Here is a 21,716-nt window from a genome sequence, read left to right as displayed (position 1 = left end):
CGAACGTCAGGACGGTCGGTTCAGAACCATGCCCGTTCACATCCCAAGGAGATGACAGCACGATGAGCCTACAGATGGTGCGCTTCAGCGCCGCCGTGGACTCCGCCGCCGAGCCGCCTGACTGCCTGACCCGTGTCCTCGCGGCCCTCTGCTCAGCGCCAACGACCGGCCTGGCCCGTACGGCATACGCGAGCGAGTCGGGAACCGACTTCATCCTCGCGCTCGAACTCGCCGAACCGACGACGAACCCGCTCCTGACGCTGACCGGAGCACAGCGGCTACGAGACGCGATCAGCCGGGCAGCCAGTGGCCCGCTCGCGCCCACGCCCGAGCCGTTCACGATCGTGGGGTCGTACACATCATGAACCTCTTCCTGGTGATCGCCACGGTCGCGTGCATCGCAGCCAACCTGGGCATCGCCGTCGCGGACTACGGCCGAGCCCCGTTCGTGCTGGCCAACTCAGCAGAAGTGCGGCTCCCCTCAGCGATGCTGCCGTACCTCGCGACGCTCAAGCTCGCAGGAGCCGCAGGTCTTGTCATCGGCCTGCTCGGGGCTCATCCGCTCGGCCTGGCGGCCGGAGTCGGACTCGTCGTCTTCTTCATCGGAGCAGTCATCGCCCACATCCGTGCTCGAGTGTTCTCCACCATCGCGTTCCCCGGAGTGTTCCTGGCGCTCGCGGCAGCGAGCACCGCGTTCTTCGCGAGCAAGATATGACGCACGCCGACGCGCCACTCGTCAGTCGAAGGCCGCCGACGCCTGATCGAGCGGTGCACGACCCGCCCGACTGCGCACGTCGCCCCAGGGACGGGCATCTCGCGGGTGTGCGCCTCGAAGTGGAAGAACCGGTGGCCAAGACACGGAGAGGCGGTGCTGCCGGACCGGTCTTCACCACCACACCGGCAGCCGACCGCGACAGATGCCGATGCCGCGCAACGGATCGAGGCGATGCGCCGGGAACAGAGATGGTCGGCGTCGCGAATCGCGTTCGAACTCCATGACGTCGGGGTGGTGATCAGCCGTCGCACGGTGACCCGGCTGTTGCCGTGTGGACGTCCGCGACGAGTACCACCGACCGCACGGAGCCACAGCGGGGAGACCACCTGTATCGCCGGCTCTGGCGAGCGTGACGAACGTTATGGCCTCATACGACTAGGGCCTCCCGTACGAGAAAGGGCCGGGCGCCCCGCGAGGGCGCCCGGCCTTCGTCAGTTCCCGCTCCGGGTCACTCCCCGTCCGGGTCGGCCCGCTCCAGCGCTGGGCGCACGCCGGCGGCCGACTCGGTGAGCAGGAAGTCCGCCGCCGCGGTGTCCGTCACCAGGCTGGTGACCAGGCCCGACCGCAGCACGGCCCCGATCGCCGCCGCCTTGCGCAGGCCGCCCGCGATCGCCACCACCTCGGGGATCCGGCGCAACCGGTCCGCCTCGACGGTGATGCAGCGCTCGCCCAGGTCGCGGCCGACTCTGCGGCCGTCCGAGTCGAAGAGGTGCGCGGACATCTCGGCGGCGACGCCGAGCGAGGCGTAGTGGGCGCGCTCCGCGTCGGAGAGCATGTCGTGGACCGTGGAGATCCCCGGCTCCCAGGAGCCGATCGAGACGGCCGCGACGGTGACCTTGTCGAAGTACTCGAAGGCGCGGGCGATGCCCGTCTGTTCGCGCAGCGCGGCGGCCGTCGCCGGGTCGGGCAGCAGCATCGGGGCGTAGATGGGGTGCGCCTCGCCGCCGGAGACCTGGGCGGCCCGGCGCACCGCCTCGACGGAGCCGCGCTCGGCGGTGCCCGCGTCGTAGACGCCGGTCAGCTGGACGACGGTGCAGGGCGGGAGCCGGTCGAGCGCCGCCGCCATGTGGATGGTGGAGCGGCCCCAGGCCAGGCCGAGCACATCACCCTCGGCCACCAGCTCGCCGAGGAGGTCGGCCGCGACCTCGCCCAGGTTCTCCGGGTCGGGGGCGTCCTCCTGCTCCTCGGCCGGGGACTCGACGACGACCGCGTGGCGCAGCCCGTAACGGGCCCGGAGCGCGTCGGAGCGTTCGGCGTCCAGCTCGGCCGGCACCCGGATCTCGATCCGTACGAGATCACGCTCCAGGGCCGTCTCCAGGACCCGGGCCACCTTGAAGCGGCTGACGCCGAACTCCTCGGCGATCTGGATCTTGGACTTGCCCTCCAGGTAGAACCGGCGGGCCATGGCCGCCGCCTGCACCAGCTCCGCGGGTCCCATCCGCATGGCTGACCGACCCGCCGAGATGCCAGACACCGCGATCTCCTCACTGCTGTTCACACGCCCGATACGCCTTCATCCTGTCAGATCCGGCGATCCTTGATCGGCCCTGTCGGGCCGCGTTCATCTGCCCTTTGTTCAGTGGCCGCACGCCCAGGGCGCGGCGGCCGTGACCGCCTCCGCCTGGGCCCGCAGACCCCGCACCGCCGCCGCCGGGTCCGTCGCCCCGTACACCGCGGAACCCGCGACGAAGACGTCCGCGCCCGCCTCGGCGCACCGCTCGATCGTGTCGGCGGAGACCCCGCCGTCGACCTGGAGCCAGAGTTCGAGGCCGTGCTTGCTGATCAGCTCCCGGGTGCGGCGGATCTTCGGCAGCATGATGTCCAGGAACGCCTGCCCGCCGAAGCCCGGCTCGACCGTCATGATCAGCAGCATGTCGAGCTCGGGGAGCAGGTCCTCGTACGGCTCGATCGGCGTCGCGGGCTTGAGCGCCATCGACGCCCGCGCGCCCTTCGCCCGGATCTCCCGCGCCAGGCGCACCGGCGCGGCCGCGGCCTCCGCGTGGAAGGTGACCGAGCCCGCGCCCGCCTCCACGTAGAGCGGAGCCCAGCGGTCGGGGTCCTCGATCATGAGGTGGCAGTCCAGCGGGGTGTCCGTGGCCTTGCCCAGCGCCTCGACGATCGGCACGCCGAGGGTCAGGTTCGGGACGAAGTGGTTGTCCATGACATCGACATGGAGCCAGTCCGCGCCTTCGACGGCCTTCGCCTCCTCAGCGAGACGCGCGAAATCGGCGGACAGGATGCTGGGGTTGATCTGCGCCATGCCCCAAGCCTGCCACGTTCCGCGCCGGTTGCCCGCCCCGGCGGTCGCCAAAGCCTCACCCGGCCATCACAGTTCGCACATTCTGGGCATTTTGCCTGCGCTTTACTGTTCTTTTGCTGTACGGGGAGGCTCACTGTCGGGGCTGTATTCAGCCGGTCCTGCGCAGCACAGCGAGATACATGGCGTCGGTCCCGTGCAGATGCGGCCACAGCTGGACGTCGGGGCCGTCGCCCAGCGCGGGCACGCCCGGCATCAGCGGACGGGCGTCCACCCACTCGGCCTCCACCGGCTCGCCGCCGCGCCCCTTGAGCACGTCCTCGACGACCACCCGGGTCTCCGCGAGATGCGGCGAGCAGGTCGCGTAACCGACGACGCCCCCGACCCGTACGGCCTTCAACGCCTCGCGCAGCAGGCCGCGTTGGAGCGGCGCGAAGCTCTCCAGGTCCTCGGCGCGCCGCCGCCAGCGGGCCTCCGGGCGGCGGCGCAGCGCGCCCAGGCCGGAGCAGGGCACGTCCATCAGGATGCGGTCGAAGGCGCCGGGCAGCCACGGCGGCCGGGTGCCGTCCGCGGTGACCACCTGGTACGGGCCCGGGTTGCCGGCGAGCGCCCGCTCCACCAGCCGGGCCCGGTGCGGCTGCTTCTCGGCGGCCAGCAGGGCGGCGCCCCGCTCGGCGGCGAGGGCGGCCAGCAGGGCGGCCTTGCCGCCGGGGCCCGCGCAGCCGTCCAGCCAGCGGGTGTCGCGGCCCTCCACGGGGGCGGCGGCGAGGGCGGCGGCGACCAGCTGGCTGCCCTCGTCCTGGACGCCCGCCCGGCCCTCCTGGACCGCCGTGAGCGCCCCGGGCTCGCCGCCCTCGGCCATCCGGACGGCGTAGGGCGACCAGCGGCCCGGCAGGGAGTTGTCGTCGCCGAGCGCCTTGACCAGCTCGTCGGTGGTGGAGCGGCCGGGGCGGGCGACCAGGGTCACCTCGGGCCGCTCGTTGTCGGCCTCCAGCAGGTCCTCGATGCCGGCGCGGCCCCCGCCGAGCGCGTCCCAGAGCGCGGAGACGATCCAGCGCGGGTGCGAGTGGACGATGGAGAGGTGGTCCTCGGCGTCCTCCTCGTACGAGGGCGCGACCTTCTCCACCCAGCCGTCCAGGTCGTGCGCGGTGACCTTGCGCAGCACCGCGTTGACGAACTTCGCCCGCCCCTCGCCCAGCACCACCCGGGCCAGCTCCACGCTGGCGGAGACCGCCGCGTGGGTGGGGATGCGGGTGCCGAGCAGCTGGTGGACGCCCATGTTGAGGACGTCCAGGACCGGCGGGTCGACCTCGCGGAGCGGCCGGTCGACGCAGGCCGCGACGATCGCGTCGTACGTGCCCTGGCGGCGCAGCGTCCCATAGACCAGCTCGGTCGCCAGCGCCGCGTCCCGGCCGTCGAAGTCGCCCTTGGCGCGGGCCTTCTTCAGCAGCGGGGGCAGCACGAGGTTGGCGTACGCGTCCCGCTCGTCGACGGCCCGCAGCGCCTCGAAGGCGAGGAACCGGACAGGGTCCTTCTGGGGGCGGCGGTGGGGCTTGGCGGGACGGCGACGCGGCTGGTCGTTCACGTGAAAGGTGCTCCGCAGATGGTGAGAGGGCGAACTCTCCCAGCGTACGTCGCCGTCCCCGGGCTCTCGTACGGGAGGTTCTACGGGCCCAGCAGCTCGCCGTGGACGATCCGGACGCCGCGCGCCCAGTCGGCGGCCTTCATCGGCTTCTTGCCCTGCGGCTGGACCCAGAGCAGCTCCACCGCGTGCGAGCCGGTGCCCGCGTACACGTTGTTCTTCGCCGCCGACAGCTCGCCGGGCGCCAGGTCGGCGCGGTCCAGGACGGGCGTCGCCTGGATGAGCTTGAGCCGCTCGCCCCGGAACAGGGTCCACGCGCCGGGCGCGGGGGTGCAGCCCCTGACCACCCGGTCGACCCGCAGCGCGGGGGCCGACCAGTCGATCTGGGCGTCCTCCACGGTGATCTTCGGGGCCAGGGTCACGCCGTCGTGGGGCTGCGGGACGGCGTGCAGGGCGCCGTCCTCGATGCCGTCCATGGTGGCCGCGAGCAGCCCGGCCCCGGCGAACGCGAGCCGGGTGAGCAGGTCGCCGCTGGTGTCGGTGGGGCGGATCTCCTCGGTGAGGACCCCGTACACGGGACCGGAGTCGAGCCCCTCCTCGATCAGGAAGGTCGAAGCGCCGGTCACCTCGTCCCCGGCCATCACCGAGTGCTGCACGGGCGCGGCGCCCCGCCAGGCGGGCAGCAGCGAGAAGTGCAGGTTGACCCAGCCTCGGGCGGGCACGTCCAGGGCGACCTTGGGCAGCAGGGCCCCGTAGGCGACGACCGGGCAGCAGTCCGGAGCGATCTCCCGCAGCCGTGCGAGGAACGCCTCGTCCCGGGGCCGCGCGGGCTTCAGCACCTCGATCCCGGCCTCCTGTGCCCGCTCGGCCACCGGGCTGGCGACCAGTCGGCGGCCGCGCCCGGCGGGGGCGTCGGGCCGGGTCACGACGGCGGCCACCTCATGGCGGTCGGAGGCGATCAGGGCGTCCAGGGCGGGAACGGCGACCTCGGGGGTGCCGGCGAAGACGAGCTTCATGGGTGGCTGACTGCCTCTCGGGCTTCTCGGTCTCTCGGGCCCGGCGGGTCTCTCGGACCCTGTGGGCCAGGACGTGCGGTGACGAGCAGCACATCAGTCTAGTGGTGCCCGGTCGTGCACGCCGGGCTCGCCCCCGGGGCACACCCGGCTCGCCCGCTGCGACGGCACGGCGGCCAGGGGGCGCACGTGCGCCGTGCACGCCCCGTGCATATGCACATACGCCCCGATAGCGTGACCACATACCCGGCTCGGGCGTTGGTCAAAAGAGATTGACCGAAGCGGGCCGCCCCGATGCGGCCCGATCCCTTTCAACGCCGGTTCGAGAGGCTTCTTCATGGCCGACCACGCAACCCACGACGCCCAAGCGCGGGCCAGCCTGCACCTCCTGGTGCGGGACATCGAGCGGGTCCGGCGGCAGGTGGACGCGCTGCGCACCCTCACCGCCCAGCTGGGCAACGTCTACCGCCCGCGCCGCTCCGGCCCCTCCGCGGGCTTCGTCGTCTACGGCAGGGCCCCGGCCCCCACCGTCCGCCTCGCCCAGGAACTGCGGGACAGCGTCGAGACCCTCGTCACCGCCGCGGTGGACTTCGACCGCTCGCTCGGCTTCTCCTGGGACGCGGTGGGTTCGGCGCTGGGGGTCACCAAGCAGGCGGTGCACCGCCGTTACGGCTCACGCCGGGCCACCGCGCAGTCCGCGGCCGCCGACACGAGCGCCGAGACGGCGGCGACGCCCCGTCCCGTCTCCGTGGCGACCGGGCTGCCGGGGTCGCCCTCCGGCGGGACCGTCTCCCCCGCGACCTCCGTGCCCGCGGCGCGCTCGATGCCGCCGCAGCCGTCGATGAGCAAGCAGCCGGTCCGCGAGGAGCTGCGCCCCGGAGCCTTCCCGGGCCCGCGCAACGGCTGACCCTCCCCGCGCCTCCTCGGTACGAATCCGGAGCGGCGGTCTCCCCGGCCCGCCGCCCCACACCCCGCCCCGACCGCCGCTCGTGCCGGACCGGCCGTCAGCCGATGTCCGGCGGGTCGATCCTGATCCGCACCTGCTGCTCGCCCCCGCCCTTGGCCATGCGGGCCGCCTGCGCCGTCTTCAGAGCCCCCGCGAGCGCCGCCCCGCGTCCCGGCACCACCCGGATCAGGACCCGTTCCCAGCTCGCGCCGGGCGGAGCGTCCGTCGGTCGGCGCGGGCGTCCCGGCTCGGCCGCCGGGACCGGCACCGGGCCCAGGATCTCGGCCTCCGGCGGCAGTCCGGCAGCCGCGAGGAAGGCCGCCAGGGCCTCGGCGGGACCGGTCACCGACGCCATCCGGGAGACCGGCGGGAAACGCAGCTCGGCCCGGTCCGCCAGCTCCCGCCGGGCGAACCCCGCCGGGTCCCAGCGCACCAGCGCCTGCACCGGCCGGAGCGTCGGCTCGGCGACGACGACCACCGTGCCGCCCTCGTCCTGGCCCCGGACGAGTGCGCCCGCCGCCGTCCACCGGCGCAGCGCCTCCTCCCCCGCGCGCAGGTCGGGCCTGCCGAGCATGGCCCAGCCGTCCAGGAGCAGCGCCGCCGCGTACCCGCCCTCGGCGACGGGCTCCGCGCCGGGGGTGGAGACGACCAGGGCGGGGGCGGCCGGGACGGCGTCCAGGATGTGGTCCCGGCCCGAGGTGCGGACCGGGACGGCGGGGAAGGCCCGGCCCAGCTCCTCGGCGGTACGGCGCGCGCCGACGATCTGGGCGCGCAGCCGGTTGGAGCCGCACTCCGCGCACTGCCAGGCCCGCTCGGCCTGCCCGCACCAGGCGCAGTCCAGGTCCTGCTGGTCCGGCGCTTCCAACGGGCCCGCGCAGTGGCGGCAGCGGGCCGGGGTGCGGCAGCGCTCGCAGGCGAGGCGGGGCGCGTAACCCCGGCGGGGCACCTGGATCAGCACCGGGCCGCTGCGCAGGCCCTCGCGCACGGTCTGCCAGGCGAGGCTGGGCAGCCGGGCCGAGCGGGCGGCCCCGTCCCGGGCCAGCTCGCCGTCGCCGATCGTACGGATGAGGGGCGCGGCCCGCCGCAGCTGCTCCCGGTCCGCGAGAAGGGGCAGGGCCCAGCCGCTCTCCACGAGCTGGGCGGCCTCGACCGTGCAGCTCGTCCCGCCGAGCAGGAAGGCGCACCGGCCCTGCGCGGCCCGCAGCTCCAGGACCTCGCGGACGTGCGGGAAGGGGGCGTTGGTGTCGCTGTGGCTGGAGTCCCCGTCGTCCCAGACGGCGACCAGACCGAGGTCCTGGACGGGGGCGAACATGGCGGCGCGGGTCCCGACGACCGCCCGCACCGAGCCCCGGCGCACCGCGAGCCACTGGCGGTAGCGCTTCTCGGGCCCGGAGTCGGCGGTGAGCAGGGCGTGCCGGCCCGCGCCGAGCACCTCGGTCAGGGCGGCGTCGACCCGTCCGGCGGCCCGCCCGTCCGGGACGACGACGAGCGCGCCCCGCCCCGAGGACAGGGTCGCCGCGACGGCGCGGGCGATCTCGGCGGGCCAGTGGGGCCCCGGCAGCGCGGTCCAGACGGCCCGGGGCGCACCGCCCTCGGCCAGGGCGCGCAGGAAGGCGGGGCCCTGCCCGTACCGCTCCCAGGCGCCCGGCCGCGGGGGCGGGGGCGGCGGCAGCGGGTCCGGGGACGGCTTGGACTCGGCGCGGCCGTTGCGGGGCGGGACGGCGAGCTGGAGGACGTCGGCCAGGCTGCCCGCGTACCGGTCGGCCACCGCGCGGGACAGGGCGAGCAGCTCGGGCCCGAGGACCGGCTCCGGGGAGACCACATAGGCGAGCGCGGCCAGGGTGCCCGGGTAGTCGGACTCGGCGCGGCGCTCGACGACGAACCCGTCGATCAGGCCGCCCCCCTCGCGCCGGCCGCCCTGCACGTTGTGCCGTCCCGCGCCGAACCGCACCCGCACCCGCACACCGGGCTGGGCGTCGGCGTCCAGCTCCTCGGGGACCGCGTAGTCGAAGTACTGGTCGAGGTGGAGGACCCCCTTGTTGACCAGCACCCGGGCCACGGGCAGCTCCTTCGCCAGCGCGGCCCCCCGCCAGGTGCGCGGCTTGGCGCGGGGGGCCTTGGCCCGGCGCACGGTCTCCCTGATCAGCGCGAGCTGCTCCGGCGCCCCGGCACCGGGCTCGGACGCCCCGGCGCCGGGTGCGGCGGACTGCTCGTTCTCGCTGCTCACAGCTGAATTCCTACCAGACGGCACTGACAGCGGCGGCAGCGCGCACAGCGGCCCCGACAGCGGGGGCCGCGCACGGCAGCGGGGCCCGGCCACCGCGTTCGGTGTCCGGGCCCCGCCGTCATGAGCTGTGCGGTGCTGCCAGGGCCTGTCCGGCGGATCAGGGCCTAGAGACCGGCGGCCGCGCGCAGAGCGTCCACGCGGTCGGTGCGCTCCCAGGTGAAGTCGGGGAGCTCGCGGCCGAAGTGACCGTACGCGGCGGTCTGGGCGTAGATCGGGCGGAGCAGGTCGAGGTCGCGGATGATCGCGGCCGGGCGCAGGTCGAAGACCTCGCCGATGGCGTTCTCGATCTTCTCCGTGTCGACCGTGGCGGTGCCGAAGGTCTCGACGAAGAGACCGACCGGCTCGGCCTTGCCGATCGCGTACGCGACCTGGACCTCGCAGCGTGCCGCGAGGCCCGCGGCGACGACGTTCTTGGCGACCCAGCGCATCGCGTACGCCGCCGAGCGGTCGACCTTGGAGGGGTCCTTGCCGGAGAACGCGCCGCCGCCGTGGCGGGCCATGCCGCCGTACGTGTCGATGATGATCTTGCGGCCGGTCAGGCCGGCGTCGCCCATCGGGCCGCCGATCTCGAAGCGCCCGGTCGGGTTCACCAGCAGCCGGTAGCCCTCGGTGTCCAGCTTGATGCCGTCCTCGACGAGCTGCGCGAGCACGTGCTCGACGACGAACTCACGGATGTCGGGGGCGAGCAGCGAGTCCAGGTCGATGTCCGAGGCGTGCTGCGAGGAGACGACCACCGTGTCCAGACGGACCGCCTTGTCACCGTCGTACTCGATGGTGACCTGGGTCTTGCCGTCCGGGCGGAGGTAGGGGATGGTCCCGTTCTTCCGGACCTCCGACAGCCGCCGGGAGAGGCGGTGCGCGAGGTGGATCGGGAGCGGCATCAGCTCGGGGGTCTCGTCGCAGGCGTAGCCGAACATCAGGCCCTGGTCGCCCGCGCCCTGCTTGTCGAGCTCGTCGTCCTCCTCACCCGCGGCGGCGCCCTCGACCCGCTTCTCGTACGCGGTGTCGACGCCCTGGGCGATGTCCGCCGACTGCGCGCCGATGGAGACCGAGACACCGCAGGAGGCGCCGTCGAAGCCCTTTTTGGAGGAGTCGTAGCCGATCTCCAGCACCTTGTTGCGCACGAGGTTGGGGATGTCGGCGTAAGCCTTGGTCGTGACCTCGCCCGCGACGTGCACCAGACCGGTGGTGATCAAGGTCTCGACGGCGACGCGCGAGGCGGGGTCGTCGCGCAGGAGCGCGTCGAGAATCGTGTCGCTGATCTGGTCAGCGATCTTGTCGGGGTGACCCTCGGTGACAGATTCCGAGGTGAACAGACGGCGGGACACATCGCTCCCTGGGGTTGCAGCGGCTGCTGGCTGATCATGGGCGGCACGTCCGAGAGCTGCGCTCGGCGTGTGCCGTCGACCAGTTTATCGGTCGCATCCGCCGGCTGGGCCATGCGTCTCGCCCTTTGGAGCGCGACGGCAGGCGGCACAGGGGATGCCTGGATGATAATTCGCCCGCGAGGGCGGTGGTTATCCCCGTTATGCGCCATTTCGGCTCACCCGGGAGGTTGATTGTTACATCGGCTGGAACCTTCCCGAAACCAGATTCCAGACCGTGTCGGCGAGGGCTTCCTTGGGACCGTACGGCACCGGGGTCTCCGTTCCGTCCGAGCCGAGGACGACCGCCTCGTTCTCCTCGGAGCCGAAGGTCTTGCGCTCCCCCACCTCGTTGACCACGAGCAGATCGCAGCCTTTGCGGCGGAGCTTGGCCCGGCCGTTGGCCAGGACGTCGTCGGTCTCGGCGGCGAAGCCCACCACGATCTGGTCCGGCCGGGCCCGCTCGGCGGCGACCTCGGCGAGGATGTCGGGGTTGCGGACGAGGGTGACGACGGGCGCTTCCTCGCCGTCCTTCTTCTTGATCTTCCCCTGGGCGTACTCGGCGGGCCGGAAGTCGGCGACCGCCGCCGCCATCACCACGACGTCCGCGCCGTGGGCCGCCTTCAGGACGGCTTCCCGCAGCTGGACGGCCGTGCCGACCCGGACGACGTCGGCGCCGGCCGGGTCGGGCAGCCCGGTGTTCGCCTCGATCAGGGTGACGCGCGCGCCTCGCGCCACGGCGGTGCGCGCCAGCGCGTACCCCTGCTTGCCGGAGGAGCGGTTGCCGAGGTAGCGCACCGGGTCCAGGGGCTCGCGGGTGCCGCCCGCGCTGATCACCACATGGCGGCCCGCGAGGTCGGGCGCGGTGACGCCGCGTGCCAGCACCCCGCGGCAGACCTCGAAGATCTCGCCCGGGTCGGGCAGCCGGCCCTTGCCGGTGTCGACGCCGGTCAGCCGTCCCACGGCGGGCTCGATGACGACGGCCCCCCGGCGGCGCAGGGTCGCGACGTTCTCCTGGGTGGCCGGGTGCTCCCACATCTCGGTGTGCATGGCGGGGGCGAAGACCACCGGACAGCGGGCGGTCAGCAGCGTGTTGGTGAGCAGGTCGTCGGCGAGCCCGTGGGCGGCCTTGGCCAGCATGTCCGCGGTGGCCGGGGCGACGACGACGAGGTCGGCGCCCTGTCCGATCCGCACGTGCGGGACCTCGTGCACGTCCTCCCAGACCTGCTCGGAGACGGGGTGGCCGGAGAGCGCCGACCAGGTGGCGGCGCCCACGAAGTGCAGCGAGGCGGCGGTCGGGACGACCCGTACATCGTGCCCGGACTCGGTCAGCCGGCGCAGCAGCTCGCACGCCTTGTAGGCGGCGATGCCCCCGCTGACCCCCAGGACGACCTTCGGCTTGTCCACTGCGTCTCCCCGCACTCGGCAACGTAAGAACGTGGCTCCCATGCTGCCTCACCGCGCGGAACGCGCGTTCACCCGGCCCCGGACACGCCTCAGGCCCGGCGGACGGGCCGCCGGGCCTGAGAACGAGGTGCTGCTCTGCTTACTGCGCGGGGCCCTCGATGGCCTCGGAGGTCAGCAGGCCCGCGTTGATCTCGCGGAGCGCGATCGACAGCGGCTTCTCGTGCACGTGGGTGTCGACGAGCGGACCGACGTACTCGAGGAGACCTTCGCCGAGCTGCGAGTAGTACGCGTTGATCTGACGCGCGCGCTTGGCGGCGTAGATGACCAGGCTGTACTTCGAGTCGGTGGCCTCGAGGAGCTCATCAATCGGCGGGTTGATGATGCCCTCGGGCGTGGTGATGGAAGAGGACACTCTCTGCCTTCCGAAGGGGGTAGAGATCAAAGAGATCTTTGATCGTGCGGATTCCGGTGAGTCGGACGCCTGGTCGGACTCCGGGCCAGCCGCGGCGTAGCGTTCAGCCGCTGCTGTCAGGGTGGTCGGAAGCCTGCAGCATCAACGTTAGCAGCTCACGGGCCACATCCTCGACGGAGGTGTTGACGAGCGTCGTATCGAACTCCGCCTCGGCGGCCAGTTCGACCTTCGCGGCCGTGAGCCGGCGCTCGATCACCTCGGGGGCCTCGGTGCCCCGCCCGGTGAGCCGGCGCACCAGCTCGTCCCAGCTCGGCGGCGCGAGGAAGACCAGACGCGCGTCGGACATCGACTGGCGGACCAGCCGGGCGCCCTGGAGGTCGATCTCCAGCAGGACCGGCTCACCGGCCTCCAGGCGGTCCAGCACGGCGCGGCGCGGCGTGCCGTACCGGTTGCCCGCGAACTCGGCCCACTCCAGCAGTTCGCCGTTGGCGACGAGCTTGTCGAACTCCTCGTCGTCCACGAAGAAGTAGTGGACGCCGTTGCGCTCCCCGGGGCGGGGCTTGCGGGTCGTCGCCGACACGGAGAGCCAGACCTCGGGGTGCACAGTGCGCATATGAGCGACGACCGTGCTCTTGCCGACCCCTGAGGGGCCGGAGAGCACGGTCAGCCGCGGACGTACGTCCGGGGGTACGGGGGACGTCCCCCGGGATGTTGCAGCCATGGGGCGATTATCCAGGTTCTCAGGGGTGCCTGAGAACGTCAGGCGGCGCTGCCGCCGAACTCACGCTCCAGGGACGCGATCTGGTTGGAGCCGAGACCCCGGACCCGGCGGCTTTCGGAGATGCCGAGACGCTCCATGATCTGCTTGGCGCGGACCTTGCCGACGCCGGGCAGGGACTCCAGGAGGGCGGAGACCTTCATCTTCCCGATGACGTCGTTCTCCTGGCCCTGCTTGATGACCTCGTGGAGGGAGGCGCCGGAGTGCTTGAGTCGATTCTTGACCTCGGCCCGCTCCCGGCGAGCCGCGGCGGCCTTTTCGAGCGCGGCTGCGCGCTGTTCAGGGGTAAGGGGCGGAAGAGCCACGCCTACGTCACCTCGGATGTCGATCTGTCGGATACGGACCGGTGGGAGGGCCGGACGCCCTCCACCAGGTGAGTGACGAACACAACGTGCTCGTCCGCTCTCGACGGAGACTAGCGGCCAAGGCCGCCGTAGTCAGCGAGAACAGACGAAAAGTCCTGGTCAGCTGTGGCCGACCAGGACATTTACCGCATAACAACCGGGATTTCTGTCAGTAATTTCGTCAACAGGCTGTAAACGTGTCAGGGTCAGCTGCCGGACACGGCCTCGCGGACCTCGTCCGCGAACCGCTCGGCCGCTTCGCGCAGCCCTGACGCGTCCGGTCCGTGGCGCAGCACGCCCCGGCTCACGCTGGGCACCACGTTGCCCACCGCGTCCCCGAAGACCGCCGGGAGATCCGCCGGAGTCGCCCCCTGCGCGCCGATGCCGGGGGCCAGCAGCGGTCCGTTGATCGCCAGGTCCGCTCCCGCGTCGCCGAGCGTCGCGCCGACGACCGCGCCGACCGAGCCGAGCGGAGCCGCGCCCGCGTTCTCCGCGGCCATGTGGTCCAGCATCAGCTGGGCCAGCGAGCGGCCGTCCGCCGCGGTGGCGCGCTGGACCTCCGCGCCCTCCGGGTTGGAGGTGAGGGCGAGGACGAAGACGCCCGCGCCGGAGACGGCGGCCGCGTCGAGGGCCGGGCGCAGCGAGCCGAACCCGAGGTACGGGGAGAGCGTGACCGCGTCGGAGAAGAGCGGGGAGTCCTCGTCCAGGTAGGTCGCCGCGTAGGCGCCCATGGTGGAGCCGATGTCGCCGCGCTTGGCGTCCATCAGGACCAGCGCCCCGGCGGCCCGTGCCTCCGCGACGGCCTTCTCCAGGACGGCGACGCCGCGCGAGCCGAACCGCTCGAAGAACGCCGACTGCGGCTTGAGGACGGCGACCCGGTCGGCCAGCGCCTCCACGACGGTCCGGGTGAAGCGCTCCAGGCCCGCGATGTCGTCGTTCAGCCCCCAGGAGGTGAGCAGGGAGGCGTGCGGGTCGATGCCGACGCAGAGCGGCCCGCGGGTGTCCATGGCGTGGCGCAGGCGCGCGCCGAAGGGTTCGGGGGTCACAGGGCGGCCTTCTTCCGGGTCTCGGCGCCGACGGCCTCGGCGAGGGTGGCGTACGGGGACGCGGCCAGCCGGGCGGCGAGGCCCTTGTGGATCGCGCGGGCGTAGCAGGGGCCCTCGTAGATGAAGGCGCTGTAGCCCTGTACGAGGGTGGCCCCGGCCAGGATGCGCTGCCAGGCGTCCTCGGCGCTCTCCACGCCCCCGACGCCCACCAGGGTGATCCGGTCCCCCACACGGGCGTACAGGCGGCTCAGGACCTCCAGGGAGCGTTCCTTGAGGGGTGCGCCGGAGAGTCCGCCGGTCTCGCCCGCCAGTTCCGGGGAGGATTTCAGGCCGAGCCCGTCGCGGGCGATGGTGGTGTTGGTCGCGATGACGCCGTCGAGGCCCAGCTCCACGGCGAGGTCGGCGACCGCGTCCACGTCCTCGTCCGCGAGGTCCGGGGCGATCTTGACGAGCAGCGGTACGCGGCGGGTGGTGACGGTGCGGTCGGCGGCCTCGCGTACGGCGGTGAGCAGCGGGCGCAGCGACTCGGTGGCCTGGAGGTTGCGCAGGCCGGGGGTGTTGGGCGAGGAGACGTTGACGACCAGGTAGTCCGCGTGGGCGGCGAGGGCCTCGGTGGACTTCACGTAGTCGGCGGCGGCATCGGCCTCCGGGACGACCTTGGTCTTGCCGATGTTGACGCCGACCGTGGTGCGGAAGACGGGGTTGCGGGCGGCGAGGCGGGCGGCGACGGCGGCGGAGCCCTCGTTGTTGAAGCCCATGCGGTTGATCAGCGCGCGGTCCGCGACGAGCCGGAAGAGGCGCTGCTTGGGGTTGCCGGGCTGCGGCTCGCCGGTGACGGTGCCGATCTCGACGTGGTCGAAGCCGAGCATCGCCATGCCGTCGATCGCGACGGCGTTCTTGTCGAAGCCGGCGGCCAGCCCGAACGGGCCGTGCATCCGCAGGCCCAGGGCCTCGGTGCGCAGCTCCTTGTGGCGGGGGGCGAGGGCGGCGGCGACGAAGGTGCGCAGGACGGGGATGCGGGCGGCGAGGCGGATCCAGCGGAAGGCGGCGTGGTGGGCCCGCTCGGGGTCCATCCGCTTGAAGACCAGCCGGAAGAAGAACTCGTACATGGGGAGGTGTCCTCGGGTGCTCGGTGTGCGCGGGGTGCGGGGTGCGCTCGCAGAGAGGGGGGACACCGTTTCCGGTGTCCCCCCTCTCTGCGGCCGCTAGTCGCGGGCCGCTGTCAGGTGTTCGGCGTGTTCCTGGAGGGAGCGGACGCCGACGTCGCCGTGGGTGAGGGCGTCGATGCCCTGGACCGCCGCGGCGAGGGCCTGGACCGTGGTCAGGCAGGGCACCGAGCGGGCGACCGCAGCGGTGCGGATCTCGTAGCCGTCGAGGCGGCCGCCGGTGCCGTAGGGGGTGTTGACGATGAGGTCGACCTCCCCGTCGTGGATGAGCTGGACGATGGTCTTCTCGCCGTTCGGCCCGGCGCCCTCGGACTGCTTGCGCACGACGGTGGCGTTGATGCCGTTGCGCTTGAGGACCTCGGCGGTGCCGGAGGTGGCCATCAGCTCGAAGCCGTGGGCGACCAGCTCGCGGGCCGGGAAGATCATCGAGCGCTTGTCCCGGTTGGCGACCGAGATGAACGCCCGGCCCGAGGTGGGCAGCGGGCCGTACGCGCCCGCCTGCGACTTCGCGTACGCGGTGCCGAAGACGGAGTCGATGCCCATGACCTCGCCGGTGGAGCGCATCTCCGGGCCCAGGACCGTGTCGACGCCCCGGCCGTGGATGTCGCGGAAGCGCGACCACGGCATGACGGCCTCCTTGACGGAGATCGGCGCGTCCAGCGGCAGGGTGCCGCCGTCGCCGGTCTTCGGCAGCAGGCCCTCCGCGCGGAGTTCGGCGACGGTCGCGCCGAGCGAGATGCGGGCGGCGGCCTTGGCCAGCGGCACGGCGGTCGCCTTGGAGGTGAAGGGGACCGTGCGCGAGGCGCGCGGGTTGGCCTCCAGGACGTACAGGATGTCGCCGGACAGGGCGAACTGGATGTTGATCAGTCCGCGCACCCCGACGCCGTGGGCGATGGCCTCGGTGGAGGCGCGCAGCCGCTTGACGTCGAAGCCGCCGAGGGTGATGGGGGGCAGGGCGCAGGCGGAGTCGCCGGAGTGGATGCCGGCCTCCTCGATGTGCTCCATGACGCCGCCGAGGTAGAGCTCGCTCCCGTCGTAGAGGGCGTCGACGTCGATCTCGATGGCGTCGTCGAGGAAGCGGTCGACCAGGACCGGCCGGGTGGGGCTGATCTCGGTGGACTCGGAGATGTAGGAGGAGAGCCGGGTCTCGTCGTAGACGATCTCCATGCCGCGCCCGCCGAGGACGTAGCTCGGGCGGACCAGGACCGGGTAGCCGATCTCGTCCGCGATGGCCTTGGCGCCGGCGAACGTGGTGGCCGTCCCGTGCTTGGGCGCGGGCAGTCCGGCCTCCGCCAGCACCTGGCCGAAGGCTCCGCGGTCCTCGGCGGCGTGGATCGCCTCCGGGGGCGTGCCGACGACGGGGACGCCGTTGTCCTTGAGCGCCTGGGCCAGGCCCAGGGGGGTCTGGCCGCCGAGCTGCACGATCACGCCGGCGATCGGGCCCGCCAGCGATTCGGCGTGCACGATCTCCAGGACGTCCTCCAGGGTGAGCGGCTCGAAGTAGAGCCGGTCGGAGGTGTCGTAGTCCGTGGAGACGGTCTCGGGGTTGCAGTTGACCATGACGGTCTCGTAGCCCGCGTCGCTCAGCGCGAAGGAGGCGTGCACGCAGGAGTAGTCGAACTCGATGCCCTGGCCGATGCGGTTGGGGCCCGAGCCGAGGATGATCACCGCCGGCTTGGTGCGCGGGGCGACCTCGGACTCCTCGTCGTAGGAGGAGTAGAAGTACGGCGTCTTCGCCGCGAACTCCGCCGCACAGGTGTCGACCGTCTTGTAGACCGGGCGGATGCCGAGCGCGTGGCGGACCTCGCGGACGACGTCCTCGCGCAGGCCCCGGATCTCGCCGATCTGGGCGTCGGAGAAGCCGTGCCGCTTGGCCTCGGCGATCAGGTCGGCGTCCAGCCGCTCGGCGGCGGCCAGCTCGTCGGCGTACTCCTTGATCAGGAACAGCTGGTCGACGAACCACGGGTCGATCTTCGTCGCGTCGAAGACCTCCTCCTGGGTGGCTCCGGCGCGGATCGCCTGCATGACGGTGTTGATCCGGCCGTCCGTGGGGCGCACCGCCTCGGCCAGCAGCTCGGCCTTGTCGCCGACCGGACCGGTGAAGGCGAACTGCGAGCCCTTCTTCTCCAGGGAGCGCAGCGCCTTCTGGAGGGCTTCGGTGAAGTTCCGGCCGATGGCCATGGCCTCGCCCACCGACTTCATGGTGGTGGTGAGGGTGGAGTCGGCCGAGGGGAACTTCTCGAAGGCGAAGCGCGGGGCCTTCACGACGACGTAGTCGAGGGTCGGCTCGAAGGAGGCCGGGGTCTTCTCGGTGATGTCGTTGGGGATCTCGTCCAGCGTGTAGCCCACGGCGAGCTTCGCGGCGATCTTCGCGATCGGGAAACCGGTCGCCTTCGACGCGAGCGCCGAGGAGCGGGAGACGCGGGGGTTCATCTCGATGACGATGACCCGGCCGTCAGCAGGGTCGATGGCGAACTGGATGTTGCAGCCGCCGGTGTCGACGCCGACCTCGCGGATGATCGCGATGCCGACGTCCCGCAGCCGCTGGTACTCGCGGTCGGTGAGCGTCATCGCCGGGGCGACGGTGATCGAGTCGCCGGTGTGGACGCCCATGGGGTCGAAGTTCTCGATGGAGCAGACGACCACGACGTTGTCGTTGCGGTCGCGCATCAGCTCCAGCTCGTACTCCTTCCAGCCGAGGATCGACTCCTCCAGGAGCACTTCGGTGGTCGGGGAGAGCGTGAGGCCCTGGCCGGCGATGCGGCGCAGCTCCTCCTCGTCGTGGGCGAAGCCGGAGCCGGCGCCGCCCATGGTGAAGGAGGGGCGCACGACGACCGGGTAGCCGCCGAGGGTGTCGACGCCCTTGAGGACGTCGTCCATGGAGTGGCAGATGACGGAGCGGGCGGACTCGCCGTAGCCGATCTTCTGCTTGACGGCCTCGACGACGCCCTTGAACAGGTCGCGGTCCTCGCCCTTGTTGATCGCCTCGACGTTGGCGCCGATGAGCTCGACGCCGTACTTCTCCAGTACGCCCTGGTCGTGCATGGAGATCGCGGTGTTCAGCGCGGTCTGGCCGCCGAGGGTGGGCAGGAGGGCGTCGGGGCGCTCCTTGGCGATGATCTTCTCGACGAACTCGGGGGTGATCGGCTCGACGTAGGTGGCGTCGGCGATCTCCGGGTCGGTCATGATCGTCGCCGGGTTGGAGTTCACCAGGATGACGCGCAGGCCCTCGGCCTTGAGGACGCGGCACGCCTGGGTGCCGGAGTAGTCGAACTCGGCTGCCTGGCCGATGACGATCGGGCCGGAGCCGATGACCAGGACGGACTGGATATCGGAGCGCTTAGGCACGCTGGCCCTCCATCAGGGAGACGAAACGGTCGAAGAGGTACGCGGCGTCGTGCGGGCCGGCGGCCGCCTCGGGGTGGTACTGGACGCTGAAGGCGGGCCGGTCCAGGAGCTGGAGCCCCTCGACGACCTGGTCGTTCAGGCAGACGTGGGAGACCTCGGCCCGGCCGAACTCCGTCTCCGACGCCTTGTCCAGGGGGGCGTCCACGGCGAACCCGTGGTTGTGCGCGGTGACCTCCACCTTGCCGGTGGTGCGGTCCTGCACCGGCTGGTTGATCCCGCGGTGGCCGTACTTCAGCTTGTACGTTCCGAAGCCGAGGGCCCGGCCGAGGATCTGGTTGCCGAAGCAGATGCCGAAGAGGGGGGTGGACCGCTCCAGGACGCCCCGCATGAGGGCGACGGGGTGGTCGGCGGTGGACGGGTCGCCGGGGCCGTTGGAGAAGAAGACGCCGTCCGGCCCGACCGCGTACACCTCCTCCAGGGAGGCGGTGGCGGGCAGTACGTGGACCTCGATGCCGCGCTCGGCCATCCGGTGCGGGGTCATGCCCTTGATGCCGAGGTCGATCGCGGCGACGGTGAACTTCTTCGTGCCGATCGCGGGGACGACGTACGCCTCCTTGGTCGCCACCTCGGCGGAGAGGTCGGCGCCGGTCATCTCGGGGGCCTGGCGGACCTTCGCTAGGAGGACGCCCTCGTCGGCGACCGCGTTGCCGGAGAAGATCCCCACCCGCATCGCGCCCCGCTCGCGCAGGTGGCGGGTGAGGGCGCGGGTGTCGACGCCGCTGATGCCGACGACGCCCTGGGCCTGGAGCTCCTCGTCCAGCGAGCGCCGGGAGCGCCAGTTGGAGGGCTTGCGGGCGGGGTCGCGGACCACGTAGCCGGAGACCCAGATGCGCGCCGACTCCGCGTCCTCGTCGTTCACACCGGTGTTGCCGACGTGCGGGGCCGTCATGACGACGACCTGGCGGTGGTACGAGGGGTCGGTCAGGGTTTCCTGGTAGCCGGTCATGCCGGTGGAGAACACCGCCTCGCCGAAGGTCTCCCCCACGGCCCCGTAGGCACGGCCGCGGAACACGCGGCCGTCCTCCAGGACGAGTACGGCGGGAGCCTGGGCTCCCCGGGTGGAGATCGTCATCGTGCGGTGCCTTCCGTAGTGCTGGTGAGGTGGTTGACGGCCTCGACCCACGCCGGGTGCTCGGCGGCGTGGTCGGAGCGGAAGCCGGAGTCGATCAGCGTCCCGCCGTGCGCCCAGGTGATGATCAGGAGGCCGCCCTCGGGGAGGACCTTGCCCGCGAGCGCCTTGTCGAGCCGGGCCTCGCGCAGGGCGTCGGCCGGGATGAAGAAGTCCGCCGCTCCGGGACGCTGGACGTCCAGGCCGCTCGCGGTGAGGGTGAGCTCGGCCCGGCTGCGGGCGCCGAGGCCGTGCGCGACGATCCGGTCGAGCCACTGCCCGGCGGTGGTGGAGGCGTGGTAGCGCCCGGTGAGCGTCAGGACCGCCTCCTCGCGGTCGAAGCCCTCGGGGGCGGCCGCGAGCTCCGGCAGGCCGGACTGGAGGCTGCCGCGCCATTTCCAGCCCTGGCGCATCAGCCAGTAGACGAGGGCGACCAGGACGGCCAGGCCGACCACCCACGCGATGCGGGCGGACCAGTCCGTCACCTCCGCCGACTTCTTCTCGGCGGCCAGTAGGTACAGGGGGGTCAGTGTTGTCACGCGAGCTTCCCGTCGACGACCGTGGCACGGCCCCGCAGGAAGGTATGGGTGACGCGGCCCGGCAGCTCACGCCCCTCGTAGGGGGTGTTACGGCTGCGGGACGCGAAGCCCGCGGGGTCCACGGCTCCACGGTATGCCGGATCGACCAGGGTGAGGTTGGCGGGCTCACCCGCCGAGACGGGACGGCCGTGTCCTTCGAGACGGCCGATGGCCGCGGGGCGGAACGACATGCGGTCGGCGACGCCCGCCCAGTCGATCAGGCCGGTGTCCACCATCGTCTGCTGGACGACGGAGAGCGCGGTCTCCAGGCCCACCATGCCCATGGCGGCCGCCGCCCACTCGCAGTCCTTGTCCTCGTGCGGGTGCGGGGCGTGGTCGGTGGCGACGCAGTCGATGGTGCCGTCCGCGAGGGCCTCGCGCAGGGCCATGACGTCGGCCTCGGTGCGCAGCGGCGGGTTCACCTTGTAGACCGGGTTGTAGGAGCGGACCAGCTCGTCGGTGAGGAGGAGGTGGTGCGGGGTGACCTCGGCGGTGACGTTCCAGCCCTTGGACTTGGCCCAGCGGACGATCTCCACGGATCCGGCGGTGGAGAGGTGGCAGATGTGGACGCGGGAGCCGACGTGGGCGGCGAGGAGGACGTCGCGGGCGATGATCGACTCCTCGGCGACGGCGGGCCAGCCGCCGAGGCCGAGTTCGGCGGAGACGACGCCCTCGTTCATCTGGGCGCCCTCGGTGAGGCGGGGCTCCTGGGCGTGCTGGGCGACGACGCCGTCGAACGCCTTCACGTACTCCAGGGCGCGGCGCATGATCACCGCGTCGTCGACGCACTTGCCGTCGTCGGAGAAGACCTTCACCCCGGCGGCCGAGTCGTGCATCGCGCCGAGCTCGGCGAGCTGCTTGCCCTCCAGGCCCACGGTGACCGCGCCGACCGGCTGCACGTCGCAGTAGCCGGACTCCTTGCCGAGCCGCCAGACCTGCTCGACGACGCCGGCGGTGTCGGCGACGGGGAAGGTGTTGGCCATGGCGTGGACGGCGGTGAAGCCGCCCGACGCCGCGGCCCGGGTGCCGGTGAGGACGGTCTCGGAGTCCTCGCGGCCGGGCTCGCGCAGATGGGTGTGGAGGTCGACGAGGCCGGGCAGCAGGACCTGGCCCGCCGCCTCGATGACGGCGGCGTCGGGGGCGTCGATGCCCGTGCCCACCTCGGCGACGGTCTCGCCGTCGATCAGGACGTCCTGCGGTTCGCCGCCGAGGACGCGCGCACCGCGGATAAGGATCTTGCTCATG

General features: G+C 72.5%; 19 protein-coding genes and 1 pseudogene. 4 read left to right on the top strand and 16 right to left on the bottom strand.

Translation table 11 applies throughout. The features are described from left to right. Window positions 1-62: 62 nt before the first annotated feature. The 3 genes and pseudogenes from ACLJPL_RS27185 to ACLJPL_RS27175 all read left to right on the top strand — a co-directional run. Entirely contained in the window at window positions 63-365 is a 303-nt protein-coding gene (locus ACLJPL_RS27185; protein WP_411083567.1) for a hypothetical protein, read from the top strand. Then, window positions 362-715 carry a DoxX family protein gene (locus ACLJPL_RS27180; protein ID WP_411083566.1) on the top strand — a complete coding sequence of 118 codons (354 nt, stop codon included), beginning with the start codon at window positions 362-364 and terminating at the stop codon, window positions 713-715. The genes ACLJPL_RS27185 and ACLJPL_RS27180 overlap by 4 nt, the downstream gene beginning before the upstream one ends. Then, window positions 712-1,042, top strand: a pseudogene (locus tag ACLJPL_RS27175) (helix-turn-helix domain-containing protein); the annotation flags it as partial. The gene ACLJPL_RS27180 and the pseudogene ACLJPL_RS27175, both read left to right, overlap by 4 nt. Window positions 1,043-1,223: 181 nt before the next feature. Here the strand turns inward: ACLJPL_RS27175 and ACLJPL_RS27170 are convergent. The 4 genes from ACLJPL_RS27170 to fmt all read right to left on the bottom strand — a co-directional run bounded on the left by ACLJPL_RS27170 (window position 1,224) and on the right by fmt (window position 5,630). Continuing rightward, window positions 1,224-2,219: a sugar-binding transcriptional regulator gene (locus ACLJPL_RS27170; RefSeq protein ID WP_366823113.1), complete on the bottom strand. Its 996-nt coding sequence runs from the start codon at window positions 2,217-2,219 to the stop codon at window positions 1,224-1,226. 132 nt (window positions 2,220-2,351) lie between these two features. Further along, the gene (gene rpe / locus ACLJPL_RS27165) at window positions 2,352-3,035 is read right to left on the bottom strand and encodes a ribulose-phosphate 3-epimerase (protein ID WP_411083565.1); all 684 of its coding nucleotides are present in this window, start codon (window positions 3,033-3,035) and stop codon (window positions 2,352-2,354) included. A 148-nt stretch (window positions 3,036-3,183) separates the two neighbouring features. After that, entirely contained in the window at window positions 3,184-4,617 is a 1,434-nt protein-coding gene (locus tag ACLJPL_RS27160; protein ID WP_411083564.1) for an RsmB/NOP family class I SAM-dependent RNA methyltransferase, read from the bottom strand. 80 nt (window positions 4,618-4,697) lie between these two features. After that, on the bottom strand, window positions 4,698-5,630 hold the full coding sequence (gene fmt, locus ACLJPL_RS27155; protein ID WP_411083563.1) for a methionyl-tRNA formyltransferase: 933 nt from the start codon (window positions 5,628-5,630) through the stop codon (window positions 4,698-4,700). A 334-nt stretch (window positions 5,631-5,964) separates the two neighbouring features. Between fmt and ACLJPL_RS27150 the strand changes: the two genes are divergently transcribed. Continuing rightward, the gene (locus ACLJPL_RS27150) at window positions 5,965-6,534 is read left to right on the top strand and encodes a hypothetical protein (RefSeq protein ID WP_411083562.1); all 570 of its coding nucleotides are present in this window, start codon (window positions 5,965-5,967) and stop codon (window positions 6,532-6,534) included. Between the two features lie 97 nt (window positions 6,535-6,631). On the opposite strand, the gene ACLJPL_RS27145 is transcribed toward ACLJPL_RS27150, so the two are convergent. The 12 genes from ACLJPL_RS27145 to ACLJPL_RS27090 all read right to left on the bottom strand — a co-directional run bounded on the left by ACLJPL_RS27145 (window position 6,632) and on the right by ACLJPL_RS27090 (window position 21,715). Continuing rightward, on the bottom strand, window positions 6,632-8,800 hold the full coding sequence (locus ACLJPL_RS27145) for a primosomal protein N' (protein WP_411083561.1): 2,169 nt from the start codon (window positions 8,798-8,800) through the stop codon (window positions 6,632-6,634). Window positions 8,801-8,964: 164 nt separating this feature from the next. Further along, window positions 8,965-10,188 carry a methionine adenosyltransferase gene (gene metK, locus ACLJPL_RS27140; RefSeq protein ID WP_411083560.1) on the bottom strand — a complete coding sequence of 408 codons (1,224 nt, stop codon included), beginning with the start codon at window positions 10,186-10,188 and terminating at the stop codon, window positions 8,965-8,967. Window positions 10,189-10,422: 234 nt separating this feature from the next. Then, the gene (gene coaBC, locus ACLJPL_RS27135; protein WP_411083559.1) at window positions 10,423-11,631 is read right to left on the bottom strand and encodes a bifunctional phosphopantothenoylcysteine decarboxylase/phosphopantothenate--cysteine ligase CoaBC; all 1,209 of its coding nucleotides are present in this window, start codon (window positions 11,629-11,631) and stop codon (window positions 10,423-10,425) included. 139 nt (window positions 11,632-11,770) lie between these two features. Continuing rightward, window positions 11,771-12,043 carry a DNA-directed RNA polymerase subunit omega gene (gene rpoZ, locus ACLJPL_RS27130; protein WP_003970369.1) on the bottom strand — a complete coding sequence of 91 codons (273 nt, stop codon included), beginning with the start codon at window positions 12,041-12,043 and terminating at the stop codon, window positions 11,771-11,773. Between the two features lie 103 nt (window positions 12,044-12,146). Then, window positions 12,147-12,764, bottom strand: a complete 618-nt coding sequence (gmk, locus tag ACLJPL_RS27125) for a guanylate kinase (protein ID WP_411083558.1) — start codon at window positions 12,762-12,764, stop codon at window positions 12,147-12,149. Window positions 12,765-12,802: 38 nt separating this feature from the next. Further along, on the bottom strand, window positions 12,803-13,126 hold the full coding sequence (locus ACLJPL_RS27120; RefSeq protein ID WP_014157387.1) for an integration host factor: 324 nt from the start codon (window positions 13,124-13,126) through the stop codon (window positions 12,803-12,805). Between the two features lie 245 nt (window positions 13,127-13,371). Further along, entirely contained in the window at window positions 13,372-14,211 is an 840-nt protein-coding gene (gene pyrF, locus ACLJPL_RS27115) for an orotidine-5'-phosphate decarboxylase (RefSeq protein WP_411083557.1), read from the bottom strand. Continuing rightward, window positions 14,208-15,320 carry a quinone-dependent dihydroorotate dehydrogenase gene (locus tag ACLJPL_RS27110; protein ID WP_411083556.1) on the bottom strand — a complete coding sequence of 371 codons (1,113 nt, stop codon included), beginning with the start codon at window positions 15,318-15,320 and terminating at the stop codon, window positions 14,208-14,210. Before ACLJPL_RS27110 ends, pyrF begins: the two co-directional genes overlap by 4 nt. A gap of 96 nt (window positions 15,321-15,416) precedes the next feature. Then, a complete protein-coding gene (gene carB / locus ACLJPL_RS27105) occupies window positions 15,417-18,725 on the bottom strand; it encodes a carbamoyl-phosphate synthase large subunit (protein WP_411083555.1) in 3,309 nt (1,102 codons plus the stop codon). Next, window positions 18,718-19,857 carry a glutamine-hydrolyzing carbamoyl-phosphate synthase small subunit gene (carA, locus tag ACLJPL_RS27100; protein WP_411083554.1) on the bottom strand — a complete coding sequence of 380 codons (1,140 nt, stop codon included), beginning with the start codon at window positions 19,855-19,857 and terminating at the stop codon, window positions 18,718-18,720. The genes carB and carA overlap by 8 nt, the downstream gene beginning before the upstream one ends. Next, on the bottom strand, window positions 19,854-20,432 hold the full coding sequence (locus tag ACLJPL_RS27095) for a hypothetical protein (protein ID WP_411083553.1): 579 nt from the start codon (window positions 20,430-20,432) through the stop codon (window positions 19,854-19,856). Before ACLJPL_RS27095 ends, carA begins: the two co-directional genes overlap by 4 nt. Then, window positions 20,429-21,715, bottom strand: coding sequence for a dihydroorotase (locus ACLJPL_RS27090; protein WP_411083552.1), 1,287 nt, complete (start codon window positions 21,713-21,715; stop codon window positions 20,429-20,431). Before ACLJPL_RS27090 ends, ACLJPL_RS27095 begins: the two co-directional genes overlap by 4 nt. Between the last annotated feature and the right edge of the window lies 1 nt (window position 21,716).

It is taken from the genome of Streptomyces sp. cmx-18-6 (genome assembly GCF_046548915.1).
In the GTDB taxonomy this organism is placed as follows: Bacteria; Actinomycetota; Actinomycetes; order Streptomycetales; family Streptomycetaceae; genus Streptomyces.
The sequence above is the reverse complement of the archived record's forward strand: the minus strand, read 5'-3'. Positions and strand labels throughout refer to the sequence as shown.

Coding starts and splice junctions, on each gene's coding strand:
- ACLJPL_RS27185 (WP_411083567.1), top strand. CDS start 63: ATGAGCCTACAGATGGTGCGCTTCAGCGCCGCCGTGGACTCCGCCGCC.
- ACLJPL_RS27180 (WP_411083566.1), top strand. CDS start 362: ATGAACCTCTTCCTGGTGATCGCCACGGTCGCGTGCATCGCAGCCAAC.
- ACLJPL_RS27170 (WP_366823113.1), bottom strand. CDS start 2,219: ATGCGGATGGGACCCGCGGAGCTGGTGCAGGCGGCGGCCATGGCCCGC.
- rpe (WP_411083565.1), bottom strand. CDS start 3,035: ATGGCGCAGATCAACCCCAGCATCCTGTCCGCCGATTTCGCGCGTCTC.
- fmt (WP_411083563.1), bottom strand. CDS start 5,630: ATGAAGCTCGTCTTCGCCGGCACCCCCGAGGTCGCCGTTCCCGCCCTG.
- ACLJPL_RS27150 (WP_411083562.1), top strand. CDS start 5,965: ATGGCCGACCACGCAACCCACGACGCCCAAGCGCGGGCCAGCCTGCAC.
- gmk (WP_411083558.1), bottom strand. CDS start 12,764: ATGGCTGCAACATCCCGGGGGACGTCCCCCGTACCCCCGGACGTACGT.
- ACLJPL_RS27110 (WP_411083556.1), bottom strand. CDS start 15,320: ATGTACGAGTTCTTCTTCCGGCTGGTCTTCAAGCGGATGGACCCCGAG.
- carA (WP_411083554.1), bottom strand. CDS start 19,857: ATGACGATCTCCACCCGGGGAGCCCAGGCTCCCGCCGTACTCGTCCTG.
- ACLJPL_RS27090 (WP_411083552.1), bottom strand. CDS start 21,715: ATGAGCAAGATCCTTATCCGCGGTGCGCGCGTCCTCGGCGGCGAACCG.